Annotated in this window: 21 protein-coding genes; 17 read left to right on the top strand and 4 right to left on the bottom strand. The window is 59.4% G+C overall.

Annotation, left to right across the window (positions count from 1 at the left end; genetic code table 11):
- Positions 1-2: 2 nt before the first annotated feature.
- The 12 genes from cysD to rpoS all read left to right on the top strand — a co-directional run bounded on the left by cysD (position 3) and on the right by rpoS (position 9,812).
- Positions 3-911, top strand: coding sequence for a sulfate adenylyltransferase subunit CysD (gene cysD, locus ABLV52_RS20485; protein ID WP_002915160.1), 909 nt, complete (start codon positions 3-5; stop codon positions 909-911).
- 9 nt (positions 912-920) lie between these two features.
- Positions 921-2,348 carry a sulfate adenylyltransferase subunit CysN gene (gene cysN, locus ABLV52_RS20480; RefSeq protein WP_348890879.1) on the top strand — a complete coding sequence of 476 codons (1,428 nt, stop codon included), beginning with the start codon at positions 921-923 and terminating at the stop codon, positions 2,346-2,348.
- Positions 2,348-2,953: an adenylyl-sulfate kinase gene (gene cysC / locus ABLV52_RS20475; RefSeq protein WP_002915158.1), complete on the top strand. Its 606-nt coding sequence runs from the start codon at positions 2,348-2,350 to the stop codon at positions 2,951-2,953. Before cysN ends, cysC begins: the two co-directional genes overlap by 1 nt.
- A gap of 50 nt (positions 2,954-3,003) precedes the next feature.
- Entirely contained in the window at positions 3,004-3,330 is a 327-nt protein-coding gene (locus ABLV52_RS20470) for a DUF3561 family protein (RefSeq protein WP_004205590.1), read from the top strand.
- 140 nt (positions 3,331-3,470) lie between these two features.
- Positions 3,471-3,788, top strand: a complete 318-nt coding sequence (gene ftsB / locus ABLV52_RS20465) for a cell division protein FtsB (protein ID WP_002915156.1) — start codon at positions 3,471-3,473, stop codon at positions 3,786-3,788.
- 19 nt (positions 3,789-3,807) lie between these two features.
- Complete coding sequence (ispD, locus tag ABLV52_RS20460; RefSeq protein WP_180266093.1) at positions 3,808-4,518, top strand: 2-C-methyl-D-erythritol 4-phosphate cytidylyltransferase; 711 nt, start codon at positions 3,808-3,810, stop codon at positions 4,516-4,518.
- Positions 4,518-4,997 (top strand): 2-C-methyl-D-erythritol 2,4-cyclodiphosphate synthase, encoded by a 480-nt coding sequence (gene ispF / locus ABLV52_RS20455; RefSeq protein ID WP_004181093.1) that lies wholly within the window; start codon positions 4,518-4,520, stop codon positions 4,995-4,997. The genes ispD and ispF overlap by 1 nt, the downstream gene beginning before the upstream one ends.
- Positions 4,994-6,043, top strand: coding sequence for a tRNA pseudouridine(13) synthase TruD (gene truD, locus ABLV52_RS20450; RefSeq protein ID WP_032453903.1), 1,050 nt, complete (start codon positions 4,994-4,996; stop codon positions 6,041-6,043). Before ispF ends, truD begins: the two co-directional genes overlap by 4 nt.
- Entirely contained in the window at positions 6,024-6,785 is a 762-nt protein-coding gene (surE, locus tag ABLV52_RS20445; RefSeq protein WP_348890878.1) for a 5'/3'-nucleotidase SurE, read from the top strand. Before truD ends, surE begins: the two co-directional genes overlap by 20 nt.
- Positions 6,779-7,405 (top strand): protein-L-isoaspartate(D-aspartate) O-methyltransferase, encoded by a 627-nt coding sequence (locus ABLV52_RS20440; RefSeq protein WP_023290820.1) that lies wholly within the window; start codon positions 6,779-6,781, stop codon positions 7,403-7,405. The genes surE and ABLV52_RS20440 overlap by 7 nt, the downstream gene beginning before the upstream one ends.
- 125 nt (positions 7,406-7,530) lie before the next feature.
- Positions 7,531-8,661, top strand: a complete 1,131-nt coding sequence (gene nlpD, locus ABLV52_RS20435; RefSeq protein ID WP_023290819.1) for a murein hydrolase activator NlpD — start codon at positions 7,531-7,533, stop codon at positions 8,659-8,661.
- A 158-nt stretch (positions 8,662-8,819) separates the two neighbouring features.
- The gene (rpoS, locus tag ABLV52_RS20430; protein ID WP_002915106.1) at positions 8,820-9,812 is read left to right on the top strand and encodes an RNA polymerase sigma factor RpoS; all 993 of its coding nucleotides are present in this window, start codon (positions 8,820-8,822) and stop codon (positions 9,810-9,812) included.
- A 52-nt stretch (positions 9,813-9,864) separates the two neighbouring features.
- Here rpoS and ABLV52_RS20425 read toward each other — a convergent pair whose 3' ends face one another.
- The gene (locus tag ABLV52_RS20425) at positions 9,865-10,242 is read right to left on the bottom strand and encodes a hypothetical protein (RefSeq protein ID WP_032453902.1); all 378 of its coding nucleotides are present in this window, start codon (positions 10,240-10,242) and stop codon (positions 9,865-9,867) included.
- Entirely contained in the window at positions 10,239-11,438 is a 1,200-nt protein-coding gene (locus tag ABLV52_RS20420) for an MFS transporter (protein ID WP_348890877.1), read from the bottom strand. Before ABLV52_RS20420 ends, ABLV52_RS20425 begins: the two co-directional genes overlap by 4 nt.
- A gap of 108 nt (positions 11,439-11,546) precedes the next feature.
- On the opposite strand from ABLV52_RS20420, the gene ABLV52_RS20415 reads away from it, so the two are divergent.
- The gene (locus ABLV52_RS20415) at positions 11,547-12,434 is read left to right on the top strand and encodes a LysR family transcriptional regulator (RefSeq protein WP_032453901.1); all 888 of its coding nucleotides are present in this window, start codon (positions 11,547-11,549) and stop codon (positions 12,432-12,434) included.
- A gap of 8 nt (positions 12,435-12,442) precedes the next feature.
- Here ABLV52_RS20415 and ABLV52_RS20410 read toward each other — a convergent pair whose 3' ends face one another.
- Entirely contained in the window at positions 12,443-12,850 is a 408-nt protein-coding gene (locus ABLV52_RS20410; protein ID WP_023290815.1) for a MarR family transcriptional regulator, read from the bottom strand.
- Between the two features lie 172 nt (positions 12,851-13,022).
- Between ABLV52_RS20410 and ABLV52_RS20405 the strand changes: the two genes are divergently transcribed.
- The 4 genes from ABLV52_RS20405 to ABLV52_RS20390 all read left to right on the top strand — a co-directional run bounded on the left by ABLV52_RS20405 (position 13,023) and on the right by ABLV52_RS20390 (position 15,873).
- Positions 13,023-13,616, top strand: coding sequence for a non-oxidative hydroxyarylic acid decarboxylases subunit B (locus ABLV52_RS20405; protein ID WP_023290814.1), 594 nt, complete (start codon positions 13,023-13,025; stop codon positions 13,614-13,616).
- Complete coding sequence (locus tag ABLV52_RS20400; RefSeq protein ID WP_004205612.1) at positions 13,616-15,043, top strand: non-oxidative hydroxyarylic acid decarboxylases subunit C; 1,428 nt, start codon at positions 13,616-13,618, stop codon at positions 15,041-15,043. The genes ABLV52_RS20405 and ABLV52_RS20400 overlap by 1 nt, the downstream gene beginning before the upstream one ends.
- Positions 15,044-15,053: 10 nt before the next feature.
- Positions 15,054-15,290 (top strand): non-oxidative hydroxyarylic acid decarboxylases subunit D, encoded by a 237-nt coding sequence (locus tag ABLV52_RS20395; RefSeq protein ID WP_017899174.1) that lies wholly within the window; start codon positions 15,054-15,056, stop codon positions 15,288-15,290.
- Between the two features lie 430 nt (positions 15,291-15,720).
- Positions 15,721-15,873, top strand: coding sequence for a Hok/Gef family protein (locus tag ABLV52_RS20390; protein ID WP_009651623.1), 153 nt, complete (start codon positions 15,721-15,723; stop codon positions 15,871-15,873).
- 119 nt (positions 15,874-15,992) lie between these two features.
- Here the strand turns inward: ABLV52_RS20390 and mutS are convergent, their stop codons facing one another.
- On the bottom strand, positions 15,993-18,554 hold the full coding sequence (mutS, locus tag ABLV52_RS20385) for a DNA mismatch repair protein MutS (protein WP_043520744.1): 2,562 nt from the start codon (positions 18,552-18,554) through the stop codon (positions 15,993-15,995).
- Positions 18,555-18,561: the final 7 nt, after the last annotated feature.

Here is an 18,561-nt window from a genome sequence, read left to right as displayed (position 1 = left end):
TTATGGACCAAAAACGACTCACTCACCTGCGGCAACTGGAGGCGGAAAGCATCCATATAATTCGTGAGGTGGCCGCCGAATTTTCTAACCCGGTGATGATGTACTCCATCGGGAAAGATTCCAGCGTAATGCTGCATCTGGCGCGCAAAGCGTTTTATCCGGGAACCCTGCCGTTCCCGCTGCTGCACGTCGATACCGGCTGGAAATTCCGTGAGATGTATGAGTTCCGCGACCGTACCGCCAAAGCCTATGGCTGCGAGCTGCTGGTGCATAAAAACCCGGAAGGGGTGGCGATGGGCATCAACCCGTTCGTCCACGGCAGCGCCAAGCATACCGATATCATGAAAACCGAAGGGCTGAAGCAGGCGCTGAACAAATACGGCTTTGACGCCGCATTCGGCGGCGCGCGGCGTGATGAGGAAAAATCCCGCGCCAAAGAGCGCATCTACTCCTTCCGCGACCGCTTCCACCGCTGGGACCCGAAAAACCAGCGTCCGGAGCTGTGGCACAACTACAACGGCCAGATTAACAAAGGCGAAAGCATCCGCGTCTTCCCGCTCTCCAACTGGACCGAGCTGGATATCTGGCAGTACATCTATCTGGAAAACATCGAAATCGTGCCGCTGTATCTGGCCGCTGAGCGCCCGGTGCTGGAGCGCGACGGCATGCTGATGATGATCGACGACGACCGTATCGATCTGCAGCCGGGCGAAGTGATTGAAAAACGGATGGTGCGTTTCCGTACCCTCGGCTGTTGGCCGCTGACCGGCGCGGTGGAGTCTGAAGCGCAGACGCTGCCGGAAATTATTGAAGAGATGCTGGTATCCACCACCAGCGAACGTCAGGGGCGCGTCATCGATCGCGACCAGGCCGGCTCGATGGAGCTGAAGAAACGTCAGGGTTATTTCTAAGGAGCCGCCATGAACACGACCATTGCCCAACAAATTGCCAATGAAGGCGGCGTAGAAGCTTATCTGTACGCGCAACAGCACAAAAGCCTGCTGCGTTTTCTGACCTGCGGCAGCGTCGATGACGGTAAAAGCACCCTGATTGGCCGTCTGCTGCACGATACCCGCCAGATCTATGAAGATCAGCTCTCTTCGCTGCACAACGACAGCAAGCGTCACGGCACCCAGGGCGAAAAACTGGACCTGGCGCTGCTGGTGGATGGCCTGCAGGCCGAGCGCGAGCAGGGCATCACCATCGACGTGGCCTATCGCTACTTCTCGACGGAAAAACGCAAATTTATCATCGCCGACACCCCGGGGCACGAGCAGTACACCCGCAATATGGCCACCGGCGCGTCCACTTGCGATCTGGCGATCCTGCTGATCGACGCGCGTAAAGGCGTGCTCGACCAGACCCGCCGTCACAGCTTTATCTCCACCCTGCTGGGCATTAAACACCTGGTGGTGGCGGTCAACAAAATGGATCTCGTCGAGTTTAGCGAAGCGCGCTTCAACGAGATCCGTGAAGCTTACCTGACTTTTGCCGAGCAACTGCCGGGCAACCTCGATATTCGCTTTGTGCCGCTGTCGGCGCTGGAGGGCGATAATGTCGCCAGCCAGAGCGCGAACATGCCGTGGTACAGCGGCCCGACCCTGCTGGAAGTCCTCGAAACGGTGGAGATCCAACGGGTAGTGGAGAGCCAACCGCTGCGCTTCCCGGTGCAGTATGTTAACCGTCCGAACCTCGATTTCCGCGGCTTCTCCGGTACGGTCGCCTCCGGTACCGTGCAGGTCGGCCAGCGGCTGAAGGTGCTGCCGTCGGGCGTCGAGTCGAGCGTGGCGCGTATCGTCACCTTCGACGGCGATCTGCAGGAAGCCGCCGCCGGGGAAGCCATTACCATTGTGCTGAAAGATGAAATCGACATCAGCCGCGGCGACCTGCTGGTTGACGCGCAAGCCACGCTGCCGGCGGTGCAAAGCGCCAGCATCTACGTGGTGTGGATGGCCGAGCAGGCGTTGACCCCGGGGCAGAGCTACGACATTAAAATCGCCGGTAAGAAGACCCGCGCCCGCGTGGACGCTATCCGTTACCAGGTGGATATTAACAACCTGACCCAGCGTGAAGTCGAGGCTCTGCCGCTGAACGGCATCGGGCTGGTGGAGCTGACCTTTGACGAACCTCTAGTGCTGGATCCCTATCAGCAAAACCCGGTGACCGGCGGGCTTATCTTTATCGATCGTCTGACCAACGTCACCGTCGGCGCCGGGATGGTCAACGAGCCGCACCTGCAGGCGCCGACGTCGGCATCGCAGTACAGCGCTTTCGAGCTGGAACTGAACCAGCTGATCCGCAAACACTTCCCGCACTGGGACGCCCGCGACCTGCTGGGAGGCAAATAATGGCCCAGCATGACGAAAACGTCGTCTGGCATGCCCATCCTGTGACCCAGCAGCAGCGGGAACAGCATCACGGCCATCGCGGCGTGGTGCTGTGGTTTACCGGCCTTTCGGGGTCGGGTAAATCCACGGTCGCCGGGGCGCTGGAGGAAGCCTTGCATGAGCGCGGCGTCAGCACCTATCTGCTGGACGGCGATAACGTACGTCATGGCTTGTGCAGCGACCTGGGATTCAGTGATGAGGATCGCAAAGAGAACATTCGCCGCGTCGGTGAAGTGGCCAGGCTGATGGTCGATGCCGGGCTGGTTGTATTGACGGCATTTATATCTCCGCACCGCGCGGAGCGACAGATGGTGCGCGAGCGCCTGGGGGAGGGACGCTTTATCGAAGTGTTCGTCGATACCCCGCTGGCCATCTGCGAGGCGCGGGATCCGAAAGGATTGTATAAGAAGGCGCGGGCAGGGGAATTACGCAATTTCACCGGTATAGACTCGGTCTATGAGGCACCGGAAAAGGCGGAAATTCATCTGGATGGTGAACAATTGGTAACAAATTTGGTGCACCAACTATTAGACCTGCTGCAACAGAGCGATATTATCAGATCCTGAAACGGCAGCGGCATCGAGGGGTGCCGGTTGCCCGGTCTACAGGATTCGATATGCGCAATACCCAGAACCTCAGTATTATTCGTTCAGAACCGCCTCCGGCGACCGGCGACGAGACCACCTGGTCTTTGTCGGGCGCTGCCGTGGGCTTTATTTCATGGCTGCTGGCGCTGGGTATTCCCTTCCTTCTCTATGGCAGTAATACACTTTTCTTCCTCCTCTACACCTGGCCATTCTTCCTTGCGTTGATGCCGGTGGCGGTGGTGGTCGGTATTGCGCTGCACTCTCTGCTCAATGGTAAACTGCTCTATAGCGCCAGCGCGACCATCCTGACCGTCGGGCTGATGTTTGCGCTCCTCTTCCTCTGGCTGTTGGGATAACCCGTTTCTGGTATGAATCAAGCATGGGTATCAGCAGCAAAAATATGGTACAGTCCCCGCGTTACGCGGCATCGTCCGCGCGCCCCGGTAGCGTACCCGGGCGAGTTTTGGGATGATGATGCCGTTTTTCAGGGGGCAGGATGGGTAAACTAACGCTGCTATTATTAGCTTTGCTGGTCTGGCTACAGTATTCGCTGTGGTTCGGTAAAAACGGCCTGCATGACTACACGCGGGTTAACGACGACGTCACCGCCCAGCAGGCGACTAACGCCAAATTAAAAGCACGCAACGATCAGCTGTTTGCCGAAATTGACGACCTCAACGGCGGTCAGGAAGCGATCGAGGAGCGTGCGCGCAATGAACTCAGCATGACCCGCCCGGGCGAAACCTTCTATCGTCTGGTACCGGATGCGTCTAAACGCAACCAGGCATCGGGGCAACAGCAGAACAATCGATAACCAGGCCCAGGATTACAACATGGCAGCCACTTTTCCGGGCATTTGCGCCGTGGTGCCGGCAGCCGGTTTCGGCCGCCGCATGCAAACGGAATGCCCGAAACAATATCTCTCAATCGGTAACAAAACGATTCTCGAACATGCGGTCGCCGCGCTGCTGGCGGATCCGCGCGTCCAGCGCGTGGTGATTGCCGTCAGCCCCGGCGATCGGCGCTTCAGCCAGCTGCCGCTGGCCCAGCACCCGCAAATTACCGTCGTGGATGGCGGCGCCGAGCGCGCCGATTCGGTGCTCGCCGGCCTGCAGGCGTTGCCGGAGGCGCAGTGGGTGCTGGTGCATGACGCCGCGCGCCCCTGCCTGCATCAGGATGACCTCAGCCGCCTGCTGGCACTCTGTGAAACCAGCCGCGTCGGCGGGATCCTCGCAGCGCCGGTGCGCGACACCATGAAGCGCGCCGAGCCGGGCAAAACCGCCGTCGCCCATACCGTCGATCGTAATGACCTGTGGCATGCGCTCACCCCGCAATTTTTCCCTCGCGAGCTGCTGGTGGATTGCCTCACCCGGGCGCTGAACGAGAGGGCCACCATCACCGATGAAGCCTCAGCGCTGGAGTACTGCGGCTTCCATCCGCAGCTGGTCGCCGGACGCGCTGATAATATTAAAGTGACGCGCCCGGAAGATCTGGCGCTGGCGGAATTTTACCTCACCCGTTCCCGACACCAGGAGAAAGCTTAATGCGAATTGGACATGGTTTTGACGTACACGCTTTTGGCGGTGAAGGCCCAATCATCATTGGCGGGGTACGCATTCCTTATGAAAAAGGACTGCTGGCCCACTCCGACGGCGACGTCGCGCTGCATGCGCTGACCGATGCGCTGCTGGGCGCCGCGGCGCTCGGCGATATTGGCAAGCTGTTCCCGGATACCGATCCGGCGTTTAAAGGCGCCGACAGCCGCGAACTGCTGCGCGAAGCGTGGCGCCGCATCCAGGCCAAAGGCTATACGCTCGGCAACGTCGACGTCACCATTATCGCCCAGGCGCCGAAAATGCTGCCGCATATCCCGCAGATGCGCGTTTTTATCGCTGAAGATCTCGGCTGCCATATGGACGACGTCAACGTGAAAGCGACCACCACCGAGAAGCTGGGCTTCACCGGCCGCGGGGAAGGGATCGCCTGCGAAGCGGTCGCGCTGCTGCGTAAGGCCGACAAATGATCGCCTTTGACCAACTGACCTGGCTGCACGGCAAGCCGCAGAGCAGCGGGCTGCTGAAAGCCAATCCGGAAGATTTCCTGGTGGTGGAAGACCTGGGCTTCGCCCCGGACGGCGAAGGCGAGCACGTGCTGGTGCGGATCCTCAAAAACGGCTGCAATACACGCTTTGTCGCCGATGCGCTGGCGAAATTCCTCAAAATCCATGCCCGTGAAGTGAGCTTCGCCGGGCAAAAAGATAAGCACGCCGTCACCGAGCAGTGGCTGTGCGCCCGGGTGCCCGGCAAAGAGATGCCGGATCTGAGCAAATTTCAGCTCGAGGGCTGCCAGGTACTGGAATATGCCCGCCATAAGCGTAAGCTGCGATTAGGCGCGCTGAAGGGCAACCAGTTTACCCTGATCCTGCGCGAGGTAAGCGATCGCCAGGAGGTGGAGACGCGTCTGCAGGCCATCGCTGAACGGGGCGTGCCGAACTATTTCGGCGCTCAGCGCTTTGGCATCGGCGGCAGCAATCTGCAGGGCGCGCTGCGCTGGGCGGAGAGCGGCGCGCCGGTGCGCGATCGCAATAAGCGCAGTTTTTGGTTGTCGGCGGCCCGCAGCGCGTTGTTTAATCAGCAAGTCAGTATTAGATTAAAAAAAACGGAATTTAATCAGGTTGTTGATGGCGATGCGCTACAATTAGCGGGGCGTGGGAGCTGGTTTGTCGTCACACCGGAAGAACTCGAGGTTTCGCAGGCGCGGGTGCATAACCGCGAACTGATGATCACGGCTGCGCTGCCGGGCAGCGGCGACTGGGGAAGCCAGCGCGACGCTCTGGCCGCCGAGCAGGCCGCCATCGCAGAGGAAACCTTGCTGCAGACACTGCTGGTGCGGGAGAAAGTCGAGGCGGCGCGCCGGGCGATGCTCCTCTATCCGCAGCAGCTGAGCTGGAACTGGTGGGATGATGTAACCGTTGAACTGCGTTTCTGGCTGCCGGCGGGCAGCTTCGCCACCAGCGTGGTCAGGGAGCTTATCAATACAACGGGTGACTATGCGAATATTGCTGAGTAACGATGACGGGATCCATGCGCCGGGGATACAGACCCTGGCGAAGGCCTTAAGGGAGTTTGCCGAGGTCCAGGTGGTTGCACCCGATCGTAACCGCAGCGGGGCTTCGAATTCGCTGACGCTGGAATCGTCACTGCGCACCTTTACCTATGAAAATGGCGATATCGCCGTCCAGATGGGGACGCCGACGGACTGCGTCTACCTTGGCGTGAACGCGCTGATGCGCCCGCGTCCGGACATCGTCGTTTCCGGAATCAACGCCGGGCCCAACCTGGGCGATGACGTCATTTACTCCGGCACCGTGGCGGCGGCGATGGAAGGCCGCCATCTGGGGTTCCCCGCGCTGGCCGTGTCGCTCAATGGCTATCAACACTACGACACCGCCGCGGCGGTGACCTGCACTCTCCTGCGCGGACTCAGCCGTGAACCGCTGCGCACCGGGCGGATCCTCAACGTCAATGTCCCGGACCTGCCCCTTGACCAGATCAAAGGTATCCGCGTGACCCGCTGCGGCAACCGCCATCCTGCCGACCAGGTGATCCCGCAAAAGGATCCGCGCGGCAATACCCTTTACTGGATTGGCCCGCCGGGCGAAAAGCGCGACGCCGGGCCGGGCACCGATTTTGCGGCAGTGGATGAAGGCTATGTTTCCGTTACGCCATTGCACGTCGATTTAACCGCCCATCAGGCGCATGAGGTGGTCACCGATTGGCTGGAACGTGTCGGGGTTGACAGGCAATGGTAAGTAAACGTGTTGAAAGTTTGTTGAATCAACTGCGCACGCAGGGCATCGTCGATGAACGTGTCCTCGAGGCGATCGCGCGCGTCCCGCGCGAAAAATTTGTTGATGAAGCCTTTGAACATAAAGCGTGGGAAAACACCGCGCTGCCGATTGGCCAGGGGCAAACCATCTCCCAGCCGTACATGGTGGCGCGGATGACCGAGCTGCTGGCGCTGACGCCGGAGTCGCGGGTGCTGGAGATCGGCACCGGTTCCGGTTACCAGACGGCCATCCTGGCGCACCTGGTGCATCACGTTTGCTCGGTAGAGCGAATTAAGAGTTTACAGTGGCAGGCGCGTCGTCGCCTGAAACAACTTGATTTACATAATGTTTCAACCCGTCATGGCGATGGGTGGCAAGGTTGGCAGGCGCGGGCGCCGTTTGATGCCATTATTGTGACGGCGGCGCCGCCGGAAATACCGACCGCGCTGCTGGCGCAGCTGGATGACGACGGCGTGCTGGTACTGCCGGTCGGCGAGGAGCATCAGTTTCTCAAACGGATCCGTCGCCGGGGCAACGAATTTATCATTGATACCGTCGAGGCCGTTCGCTTTGTTCCCCTGGTGAAAGGGGAGCTGGCCTGAGACCCGGATTATTCCAGGTTTTTTTTGCCTGACTTTAGGCGTAGGGTGGACACATTTTTCAGTGTCCTGGCCGGGCGTCGCCCGGTAAGCAAGATATTGGCAGTTAACATATTCCTGGGGGATAAATGAGCGCGGGAAGCACCAAATTTACCGTCAGCCGTATTGCGGCTCTTTCACTGGTTTCACTCTGGCTGGCCGGATGTACCAACACCAATAATCCGCCTGCGCCGGTTAGCTCTGCCGGCGGTGCCGCTTCTTCCAGCACCAATTCCGGCATGTTGATTACGCCGCCATCCTCCGGCGTCCAGTCTGCTCCTCAGGCGCAGCCGATCCAGCCGGTGCAGACCCAGACCATTCAGCCGCAGCCAATGGCGCAGGAGCCGGTGCAGACGGTGAATGGCAAGATCGTATACAACCGCAAATATGGCGATATTCCGAAAGGTAGCTATACCGGCGGCAGTACCTATACGGTCAAACGCGGCGACACCCTGTTCTATATCGCCTGGGTCACCGGCAACGATTTCCGTGACCTGGCGCAACGCAACAATGTCCCGGCCCCGTACGCCCTGAACGTCGGTCAGGTGCTGCAGGTCGGCAACGCTTCAGGCCAGCCGATCACCGGTGAAAACGCCGTTTCTCAGGCCAGCGCAAGGGCGAGCGGCGGTGCGACGGCCACCACAACTTCTGCACAAAAATCGACCGCGGTGGTTGCTTCACAACCGACTATTACGTATTCTGAATCCTCAGGTGAACAAAGTGCTACCAAGATGTTGCCTAATAATAAACCAGCGACCACGACCTCGACGGTCGTCGCGCCGGTGACGGCACCTACAACGGTGAGCACAACCCAGCCGACTGCAAGCAGTACGTCAACCAGTTCGCCGATCTCATCATGGCGCTGGCCGACTGATGGCAAAGTTATCGAGAACTTTAGTGGCGCGGAAGGCGGCAATAAAGGTATCGACATTGCAGGCAGTAAGGGACAGGCTATTGTCGCGACCGCCGATGGGCGCGTCGTCTATGCCGGTAACGCACTGCGCGGCTACGGTAATCTTATTATCATCAAACACAACGATGATTACCTGAGTGCCTACGCTCATAACGATACCATGCTGGTTCGGGAGCAACAGGAAGTCAAAGCGGGGCAGAAAATCGCTACCATGGGTAGCACCGGAACCAGCTCAACAAGATTACATTTTGAAATTCGTTACAAGGGGAAATCCGTCAACCCGCTGCAGTACTTACCGCAGCGATAATTTGGCAAAGTACGGATAAGCGAAGCATTAGCTAACAGGCGCCAGGGCGGTGTCTATGCGCCTCTCGCTGAGAGGAGTAGGGGAAATCGTCCTGGCGTCTTTTGTTGATGCGCCGTGGAAGGTGCTTTGCTCAGGGATCACGGGTAGGAGCCACCTTTATGAGTCAGAATACGCTGAAAGTTCATGATTTAAATGAAGACGCGGAATTTGATGAGAACGGAATTGAGGTTTTCGACGAGAAGGCCTTAGTAGAAGAGGAACCCAGTGATAGCGATCTGGCTGAGGAAGAGCTGCTGTCGCAAGGCGCAACGCAACGCGTGCTTGACGCCACTCAGCTTTATCTTGGAGAGATTGGTTATTCCCCACTGCTGACCGCGGAAGAGGAAGTCTATTTCGCGCGTCGCGCACTGCGTGGTGATGTCGCTTCACGCCGTCGCATGATTGAAAGCAACCTGCGTCTGGTGGTGAAGATTGCCCGTCGTTACAGCAATCGTGGTCTGGCGCTGCTGGATCTGATTGAAGAAGGTAACCTCGGCCTGATCCGCGCCGTTGAGAAGTTTGACCCGGAACGTGGGTTCCGTTTTTCGACCTATGCGACCTGGTGGATCCGCCAGACCATTGAACGGGCGATCATGAACCAAACCCGTACGATCCGTTTGCCGATCCACATTGTCAAAGAGCTGAACGTCTATCTGCGTACCGCGCGCGAGTTGTCCCACAAGCTGGACCACGAGCCGAGCGCGGAAGAGATTGCCGAACAGCTGGACAAACCGGTCGATGACGTCAGCCGTATGCTGCGTCTGAACGAGCGCATCACCTCGGTGGATACCCCGCTGGGTGGCGATTCAGAAAAAGCGCTGCTGGATATTCTGGCCGATGAGAAAGAGAACGGCCCGGAAGACACCACGCAGGACGATGATATGAAACAAAGCATCGTTAAATGGCTGTTCGAACTGAACGCCAAGCAGCGTGAGGTTCTGGCGCGTCGTTTCGGTCTGCTGGGTTATGAAGCCGCCACCCTGGAAGATGTGGGCCGTGAAATTGGCCTCACTCGCGAGCGTGTGCGTCAGATCCAGGTGGAAGGTCTGCGTCGCCTGCGGGAAATTCTGCAGGGGCAAGGACTGAATATCGAAGCGCTCTTCCGCGAATAAGATCTTTTCTCTCAAAAAGGCCCCCTCGAAAGACGGGGCCTTTTTCTTTGCGCTAGCCGAGGCGGGTTTCCTGCAGATGGCGCCAGACAATTTTCCCTTCCGCTTGCTGAAAAATCGCCGTCGACCAGCGTACGTTCTCACTGCCATCCGCCAGCGTTTGGCGTTCACGGTACAGCACGGCGGCGCCGTCGTGCCACTCGCTGATGATTTTCGCCTGATCCACCACAATGTGTAATTCCGGACGGCTTGCGCCCGCCTGGTGGAAAAAACGGCTCACCGTCGGGTAATCCATCTTCTCGCCGCTCAGAGGGATCATGGTGAATTCGGCGGCAAAACGGCTCATCAGCGCCTCAGCGCTTCCTTCCCCGTGGCTTAACCAGCGTTCGATAAGGACATGGGCGTCGACCACTTCCTGCAGATAAGGGTTCATGACTTCTCCAGAGTAGTGTGCAGGCGATGGATAATCGCCCGATTATTCAGCCGCAGGCAAAACAGCAGCGGCAACAGGGTTATGGCGGCGGCGCAGCTAAACGCGCCCTGCCAGGCGTAGGCCGGCGGCAATACCCTCAGCAGCAGGGCGAGCAGCGCGCTGCCGGCAAAGAAGCTGAGCTGGCGGTTAAGGTTCCACAGCGCGCTGGCGTCAGGCATCTCTTCGCCAGGCGTATGCAGGAAAGCGCTGCTTTGCGCGGTGCTGCTGCATAAGCTGCCTCCGCCGCCCATCAGCGTAAAGGCCAGAATCAACAGCGCCAGCGGGCTGTGCGCATCGACCAGCAGCAGCAGGATCCCCGCCGCCTGTAGCAGGCAGCCGACCATCACCAGCGGCCGCGGCCCGAAGCGGTTGAAATACCTGCCGGTAAAGGTGATGGCGGCGAACGAGGCCAGCGACCACGGCACCATCAGGGCGCCAGTGGCCCCCGGCGCCATCCCGGTGACGCGTTGCAGGTAGAACATTCCCACGACGTTGACGGCAATAAACATCCCCGGTACGCAGAGATAGATCAGCATGGCGAAGCGCAGGAGAGGATCGGCCAGCAATGACAGCGGGAGAAAGCGGGTCGGCCGGACGGGAGCGGGGCTGTTGTTTAGCCATCGTGCCGCCAATATAAAGGTAAGCAGGGCGACAGGCAGGCTGGCGAAAAAGACCCAGCGCCAGCTGAACGCCTGGACGAGCAGACCACCGATCGCCGGCGAGCAGGCGGGTGCCAGCAGGCCGACCAGCATCACTGCCGCCGACAGCTTCGCCCGCTCCTGCGGCTGAAACAGCGGCCACGTCAGCGCCTGGCCGAGGGGGATTAACAGCCCGCCGCCCATCCCCTGCAGCGTACGCCAGAAAATCAGCTCACCCAGGCTATGGGCCAGCCCCGATGCCAGCGCGCCGAGGCTGAACAGCCCCAGCGAGAGTAAAAACAGCTGTTTTGGCCCACAGCGCTGGCTGAGCCAGGCGCTGAACGGTACGACGGCCGTCAGGCCAAGAATATAGGCATTGCTGACCCACGCCAGCTGCGAGACGGACACCGCCAGCTCGTGGCTGATAGCCGGGAAGGCAATGCTGGCGATAAACATATTGATTAGGTCGAGAAAAAAGCCGAACAGAAAAACGGTGGCAACGCGGTGGCGATAGGTCATGATTCACTCCCTCAGACAGGCGGCTACTGTAAACCCGGCGCCGCGGGGGATAAACGGGGCGAATCGGGATATACTGTCTGAATATTTTTGACAATCATCCGGACGACGATGCTAAACCTTCAGCGCGTGACCATGTTTATCGCCGTGGTGGACGCCGGCAGCTTTACCCAGGCCGCCGCGGCGCTGGGGCAGACCAAGGCGGTGGTCAGCTTTAACGTACGGCAACTGGAAAATGAGCTGGGGGTGACGCTGCTGCTGCGCTCGACGCGCCGTCTGCGGCTCACTGACGCCGGGGCGCTGTTCTATCAGCGTGGGGTGGCGCTGCTCAAAGCGGCGGAAAATCTGCAGGATGAGGTCCGGGCCAGCCATAGCGGTTTAAGCGGAGAGCTGCGGATCACCACCACGCCGGAGTATGGCGCGCAGGTCATCATCCCGGCGCTGGCGGCGTTTTCCCGTCATCATCCGGCGCTACGGGTGCGGCACGTCTCGTCCTCCCATCATGCGGATCTTATCTCCGAACGATTTGACGTGGCGATACGCCTCGGTACGCTGGCCGATTCCCGCTATCGGGCGACGCGGATAGCCAGTTTCGCGATCCTGCCCGTCGCCTCCCCGGCCTGGCTGGCGAGCCATCCGGTGCTGACGCTGTCCGATCTGGCGCAAGCTGACTGGATTATTCACGAGCGTCTGCCGGCCCCGCTGCGCTGGCAGCTGCGAACGGATGAACAGGCAGAGGTGGATTTTACGATAGTCAACGCGCCACGGTTTTCAGCCGATAGCGCCACGGCGCTGATGAGCTTTGCTCTGGCCGGATGCGGCATCGCTTTGCTGCCAGCCTGGCTGGTGGCCGGTAAACTGGCGCAGCGGGAGCTGGTGGCTGTCCTGCCGGAATACCATTTCCCGCCGCAGGGAGTGTATGCCCTTTATCCCGATGCGCAGCATATGCCGACCCGGGTGCGGACGTTTATCGACTTCCTGCGCGAGCAGCTCGGCTAGGCGCTTGCTCAGGGAACCATCATTTTACGCACCAGCCGGGAGAACTGTTCGCGTTCATCATCGCTCAGGCGGCCAAGAAACTCGTCATCGACCTCATTGCCTTGCGGAATGGAACGGTTAAGCAGCGCCTCGCCTTCGTCGGTCAGATAGACAAAACGGCGGCGCTTATCGGCCGGATCGTGCTCCCGGCGCACCAGGCCGCGCGCTTCCATCCGGCTGAGCATCTCCGCCAGCGTGGCCTTCGTACTGACCGCCGCTTCAATCAGCACCACCTGTTCGATCCCCGGCTGCTCCGCAACCGAGCGCATCACCGCATACTGAGGCTTAGTCAGGTCCGGTAACGCCTGCTGCCAGCGGGCGGTATGTTGTTGAAAAAGCTGGCGCAGCAGGTGGAATGCTTCGTTTCGTAACTCCATGGATACTCCGTAACAAAACTGTCACCTCTATGATAGCCGTTCGTACGCCTTTTTATACCTTTTCCCTGTTTGATTAAAAATGCGCACGTATACGAACGATCTTGTCATTCGACTCAGGAGAGGGTAATTTAAGCATAAAGTTCGTGTACGAACAAATTGAATGAGGTCTGGAATGAAACTGATTGTTGGGATGACGGGGGCCACCGGGGCTCCGCTTGGGGTGGCATTACTGCAGGCGCTGCGCGATATGCCGGAGGTGGAAACCCATCTGGTGATGTCGAAGTGGGCCAAAACCACCATCGAGCTGGAAACGCCCTGGACGGCACGGGAAGTGGCCGCGCTGGCGGACTTTTCCCACAGCCCGGCCGACCAGGCCGCCACCATCTCATCAGGTTCATTTCGTACCGACGGCATGATCGTGATTCCCTGCAGTATGAAAACGCTGGCAGGCATTCGCGCAGGCTATGCCGAGGGGCTGGTGGGACGCGCGGCGGACGTGGTGCTTAAAGAGGGGCGCAAGCTGGTGCTGGTCCCGCGGGAAATGCCGCTCAGCACGATCCATCTGGAGAACATGCTGGCGCTGTCCCGTATGGGCGTGGCGATGGTGCCGCCGATGCCGGCTTACTATAACCACCCGGAGACGGTTGACGATATCACCAACCACATTGTGACCCGGGTGCTGGATCAGTTTGGCCTCGACTATCACAAAGCGCGCCGCTGGAACGGCTTGCGCACGGCAGAACAATTAGCACAGGAGATCGAATAATGGCTTTTGATGATTTGCGCAGCTTTTTGCAGGCGCTGGATGACCAGGGACAACTGCTGAAAATCAGTGAGGAGGTGAACGCTGAGCCAGACCTGGCGGCGGCAGCCAATGCCACCGGACGCATCGGCGACGGCGCCCCGGCGCTGTGGTTCGATAATATTCGCGGCTTTACCGACGCCCGGGTGACGATGAACACCATCGGCTCGTGGCAGAACCATGCCATCTCGCTGGGCCTGCCGCCCAACACGCCGGTGAAAAAGCAGATTGATGAATTCATCCGCCGTTGGGATAACTTCCCGGTGACGCCAGAGCGCCGCGCCAACCCGGCATGGGCGGAAAACACCGTGGATGGCGATGATATCAACCTGTTCGATATTCTGCCGCTGTTCCGCCTCAACGATGGCGACGGCGGGTTCTACCTCGACAAAGCCTGTGTCGTTTCGCGCGATCCGCTTGACCCTGACAACTTCGGTAAGCAAAACGTCGGTATCTACCGTATGGAAGTGAAAGGCAAGCGTAAGCTCGGCCTGCAGCCGGTGCCGATGCACGATATCGCCCTGCATCTGCATAAAGCGGAAGAGCGCGGGGAAGACCTGCCGATCGCCATTACCCTCGGTAACGACCCGATTATCACCCTGATGGGCGCCACGCCGCTGAAATACGATCAGTCAGAATATGAAATGGCCGGCGCGCTGCGCGAGAGCCCGTATCCCATCGCCACCGCGCCGCTGACCGGCTTTGACGTGCCCTGGGGTTCGGAAGTGATCCTCGAAGGGGTGATTGAAGGCCGTAAGCGTGAGATAGAGGGGCCGTTCGGTGAGTTTACCGGCCACTACTCCGGCGGTCGTAACATGACGGTAGTGCGCATCGACAAAGTCTCGTATCGCAGCAAACCGATTTTTGAATCGCTCTATCTCGGTATGCCGTGGACCGAAATCGACTATCTGATGGGCCCGGCCACCTGCGTGCCGCTGTATCAGCAGCTGAAGGCAGAGTTCCCGGAAGTGCAGGCGGTCAACGCTATGTACACCCACGGTCTGCTGGCGATTATCTCCACCAAAAAACGCTACGGCGGTTTTGCCCGCGCGGTGGGTTTGCGGGCGATGACCACTCCCCACGGCCTCGGCTATGTGAAGATGGTGATCATGGTTGATGAAGACGTCGACCCGTTCAACCTGCCGCAGGTGATGTGGGCGCTCTCCTCGAAGGTTAACCCGGCGGGAGACCTGGTGCAGTTGCCGAACATGTCGGTCCTTGAACTTGACCCAGGCTCCAGCCCGGCGGGCATCACCGACAAGCTAATTATCGACGCCACCACCCCGGTTGCGCCGGACCTTCGCGGCCACTACAGCCAGCCGGTGCAGGATCTGCCGGAAACCAAAGCCTGGGCTGAAAAACTGACCGCTATGCTGGCCAACCGTAAGTAAGGAGAAGAAGATGATTTGTCCACGTTGCGCCGATGAAAAGATTGACGTCATGGCGAAATCGCCGGTGAAAGGAGTCTGGACGGTGTATCAGTGCCAGCACTGTCTGTATACCTGGCGGGATACCGAGCCGCTGCGCCGCACCAGCCGTGAGCACTATCCTGAAGCGTTCCGGATGACGCAGAAAGATATTGATGAGGCGCCGCAGGTGCCGCACGTCCCGCCGCTATTGCCGGAAGATAAGCGTTAATGAAAAGAGCCCGCTAAAGGCTTATCCTGTTAGGGCTATTTTACCTGCCATTTTAAAACTGGGTCGTGCGCAAACTGCCTGCGACCATCACGCCGACTGGGATAATCTCTCCGTCGGCTTTTTTATATTTCGCAAAATGATAAAAGTTATTTACTCATTAAATCCAGAAATTATGTAAAGGGGTAATATAATGGACGCCTTTGCGAGTCGGCTTCCAGATTAATATAAAATCCGTCTGATTAATTTCTTGCAGATAAATTTCACGCCCTGACGAGTATAGAATAGCGGCGGGTGCTTGAGGCTGTCTGGCCTTGAGCAAGACCAGGACCCCAGACAGACGAAAGCCCCAGGAGATATTTCTATCAACTGAGGCTGACGGATGAACCTGAACAATTCAGATGTTAGTCTCTTCTTTGCAGGGAGGCAAGACATGCTAACAAAATATGCCCTTGTGGCAATCGTCGTACTGTGTATTACGGTACTGGGATTTACGCTTTTGGTGCGCAGCTCGCTGTGCGAACTCAGTATTAAAGAGCGTAGTATGGAGTTTAAAGCTGTTCTAGCTTACGAATCGAAGAAATAGCATCAGCGCGGGGGAAACCCCGCGTATTGGTTGTCAGGACGCATCCTCTCGCACCCATTTTGCATTTGTTAAAACGGCAGCACCGCAGGGCGCTGCCGTTTTTTCAAGTTAAAAGAGACCTACACCAGGCTCTTCAGGCGATAGATCCACTCCAGCGCCTGACGCGGGGTCAGGGAGTCCGGATCAAGATTCTCCAGCGCCTCAACCGCAGGCGAGGTCTCTTCCGGAGCGGCGAGCAGCGACATCTGCGTGCCGTCGACCTGGGTCGCCGCCGCGTTGGGCGAGATACTCTCCAGCTCGCGCAGTTTCTGCCGCGCGCGCTTGATCACCTCTTTCGGCACCCCGGCCAGCGCGGCGACCGCCAGGCCGTAGCTCTTGCTGGCCGCGCCATCCTGCACGCTGTGCATAAAGGCGATGGTGTCGCCATGCTCCAGCGCGTCGAGATGGACGTTGGCGACGCCTTCCATTTTCTCCGGCAGCTGAGTGAGCTCGAAGTAGTGGGTGGCGAACAGCGTCAGCGCCTTGATTTTGTTGGCGAGATTTTCCGCACAGGCCCATGCCAGCGACAGACCGTCGTAGGTGGACGTGCCGCGGCCAATCTCATCCATCAGCACCAGGCTGTGTTCGGTGGCGTTGTGCAGGATATTGGCGGTTTCAGTCATCTCCACCATAAAGGTCGAGCGGCCGCTGGCCAGGTCATCCGCCGCGCCGACGCGGGTAAAGATGCGATCGATGGGGCCTATCTCCACCTTCTGCGCCGGGACGTAGCTGCCGATATAGGCCAGCAGCGCAATCAGCGCGGTCTGGCGCATATAGGTACTTTTACCGCCCATGTTCGGCCCGGTGATGATCAGCATCCGCCGCTGCGGCGCCAGCTGCAGCGGGTTGGCGATAAACGGCTCTTTCAGCACCTGCTCGACCACCGGATGGCGGCCTTCGCTGATGCGAATGCCCGGCTTATCGCTAAAGGTCGGGCAGCAGTAGTTGAGGGTTTCAGCGCGTTCCGCCAGGTTGACCAGCACGTCCAGCTCGGCCAGCGCGCTGGCGCTCGCCTGCAGGTCGGCAAGGTGCGGCAGCAGCAGGTCGAACAGTTCGTCATAAAGCTGCTTTTCCAGCGCCAGCGCTTTGCCCTTGGAGGTCAGCACCTTATCTTCGTATTCCTTCAGCTCAGGAATAATATAGCGTTCGGCGTTTTTCAGCGTCTGGCGACGCACGTAGTGGATCGGCGCGAGGTGGCTCTGGCCGCGGCTGATCTGGATGTAGTAGCCGTGGACGGCGTTGTAGCCGACCTTCAGGGTGTCGAGGCCCAGCCGCTCGCGCTCGCGGATCTCCAGCTTATCGAGATAATCGGTGGCGCCATCGGCCAGCGCCCGCCACTCGTCCAGCTCTGCGCTGTAGCCTGGAGCGATGACCCCGCCGTCGCGGACCAGCACCGGCGGGGCGTCGATCACCGCGCGCTCCAGCAATTCGCGTAGTTCGCTAAACTCGCCCATTTTTTCGCGCAATTTTTGCACCGGCTGACTGTCAACGTCAGCCAGCTGCTCGCGCAGCAGGGGCAACTGCTGCAGGGCATGACGCATGCGGGCTAAATCGCGTGGACGGGCGGTACGCAGCGCCAGACGCGCCAGAATACGTTCCAGATCGCCAACCTGGCGCAGCACCGGCTGCAGCTCGGTATAGCGCTCCTGCAGCGCGCCGATGGTCTGCTGGCGCTCCACCAGCACGGCGGTATCGCGGACCGGCATATGCAGCCAGCGCTTGAGCATCCGGCTGCCCATCGGCGTCACCGTACAGTCGAGTACCGAGGCCAGAGTGTTATCGGTGCCGCCGGCGAGATTCTGGGTGATCTCGAGGTTACGGCGGGTGGCGGCATCCATAATGATGCTGTCCTGCTGGCGCTCCATGGTGATGGAGCGAATATGCGGCAGCGAGGTGCGCTGGGTGTCTTTGACATACTGCAGCAGGCAGCCGGCGGCGCACAGGCCGCGGGGGGCGTTTTCCACGCCGAAGCCGACCAGATCGCGGGTGCCGAACTGCAGGTTAAGCTGCTGGCGCGCGGTGTCGATTTCAAATTCCCACAGCGGGCGACGGCGCAGGCCGCGGCGGCCTTCGATCAGCGACGATTCGGCAAAATCTTCCGCGTACAGCAGCTCCGCCGGATTAGTACGCTGCAGCTCTGCCGCCATGGTTTCGCGGTCGGCCGGTTCGCTCAGGCGGAAGCGGCCGGAGCTGATGTCCAGCGTCGCGTAGCCAAAGCCTTTGCTGTCCTGCCAGATGGCGGCCAGCAGGTTGTCCTGACGCTCCTGCAGCAGCGCTTCATCGCTGATGGTGCCCGGCGTGACGATACGCACCACTTTACGCTCGACCGGCCCTTTGGTGGTGGCCGGGTCGCCTATCTGCTCGCAAATAGCTACCGACTCGCCCTGATTAACCAGTTTCGCAAGATAGTTTTCCACCGCGTGGTGGGGGATGCCGGCCATGGGAATGGGTTCGCCCGCGGAGGCGCCGCGTTTGGTCAGCGAGATATCGAGCAGCTGCGACGCGCGTTTCGCATCGTCATAAAACAGCTCGTAAAAATCCCCCATCCGGTAAAACAGCAGAATGTCAGGATGTTGCGCCTTCAGCTTGAGATACTGCTGCATCATCGGCGTGTGGGCGTCGAGATTGTCAATTGTGCTCATGGGGTGT

This window comes from Klebsiella sp. GB_Kp056 (assembly GCF_040064755.1).
Taxonomy (GTDB): Bacteria; Pseudomonadota; Gammaproteobacteria; order Enterobacterales; family Enterobacteriaceae; genus Klebsiella; species Klebsiella quasipneumoniae.
Note: the sequence above shows the minus strand (reverse complement) of the source record. Positions and strands in the feature narration are given on the sequence as shown.

Coding starts and splice junctions, on each gene's coding strand:
- ABLV52_RS20425 (WP_032453902.1), bottom strand. CDS start 10,242: ATGAACCCTTATCTGCAGGAAGTGGTCGACGCCCATGTCCTTATCGAA.
- ABLV52_RS20390 (WP_009651623.1), top strand. CDS start 15,721: ATGCTAACAAAATATGCCCTTGTGGCAATCGTCGTACTGTGTATTACG.
- ftsB (WP_002915156.1), top strand. CDS start 3,471: ATGGGTAAACTAACGCTGCTATTATTAGCTTTGCTGGTCTGGCTACAG.
- cysC (WP_002915158.1), top strand. CDS start 2,348: ATGGCCCAGCATGACGAAAACGTCGTCTGGCATGCCCATCCTGTGACC.
- nlpD (WP_023290819.1), top strand. CDS start 7,531: ATGAGCGCGGGAAGCACCAAATTTACCGTCAGCCGTATTGCGGCTCTT.
- cysD (WP_002915160.1), top strand. CDS start 3: ATGGACCAAAAACGACTCACTCACCTGCGGCAACTGGAGGCGGAAAGC.
- ABLV52_RS20400 (WP_004205612.1), top strand. CDS start 13,616: ATGGCTTTTGATGATTTGCGCAGCTTTTTGCAGGCGCTGGATGACCAG.
- ABLV52_RS20410 (WP_023290815.1), bottom strand. CDS start 12,850: ATGGAGTTACGAAACGAAGCATTCCACCTGCTGCGCCAGCTTTTTCAA.
- truD (WP_032453903.1), top strand. CDS start 4,994: ATGATCGCCTTTGACCAACTGACCTGGCTGCACGGCAAGCCGCAGAGC.
- ABLV52_RS20395 (WP_017899174.1), top strand. CDS start 15,054: ATGATTTGTCCACGTTGCGCCGATGAAAAGATTGACGTCATGGCGAAA.
- ispF (WP_004181093.1), top strand. CDS start 4,518: ATGCGAATTGGACATGGTTTTGACGTACACGCTTTTGGCGGTGAAGGC.
- surE (WP_348890878.1), top strand. CDS start 6,024: ATGCGAATATTGCTGAGTAACGATGACGGGATCCATGCGCCGGGGATA.
- mutS (WP_043520744.1), bottom strand. CDS start 18,554: ATGAGCACAATTGACAATCTCGACGCCCACACGCCGATGATGCAGCAG.
- rpoS (WP_002915106.1), top strand. CDS start 8,820: ATGAGTCAGAATACGCTGAAAGTTCATGATTTAAATGAAGACGCGGAA.
- ispD (WP_180266093.1), top strand. CDS start 3,808: ATGGCAGCCACTTTTCCGGGCATTTGCGCCGTGGTGCCGGCAGCCGGT.
- ABLV52_RS20470 (WP_004205590.1), top strand. CDS start 3,004: ATGCGCAATACCCAGAACCTCAGTATTATTCGTTCAGAACCGCCTCCG.
- ABLV52_RS20415 (WP_032453901.1), top strand. CDS start 11,547: ATGCTAAACCTTCAGCGCGTGACCATGTTTATCGCCGTGGTGGACGCC.
- ABLV52_RS20420 (WP_348890877.1), bottom strand. CDS start 11,438: ATGACCTATCGCCACCGCGTTGCCACCGTTTTTCTGTTCGGCTTTTTT.
- cysN (WP_348890879.1), top strand. CDS start 921: ATGAACACGACCATTGCCCAACAAATTGCCAATGAAGGCGGCGTAGAA.
- ABLV52_RS20440 (WP_023290820.1), top strand. CDS start 6,779: ATGGTAAGTAAACGTGTTGAAAGTTTGTTGAATCAACTGCGCACGCAG.
- ABLV52_RS20405 (WP_023290814.1), top strand. CDS start 13,023: ATGAAACTGATTGTTGGGATGACGGGGGCCACCGGGGCTCCGCTTGGG.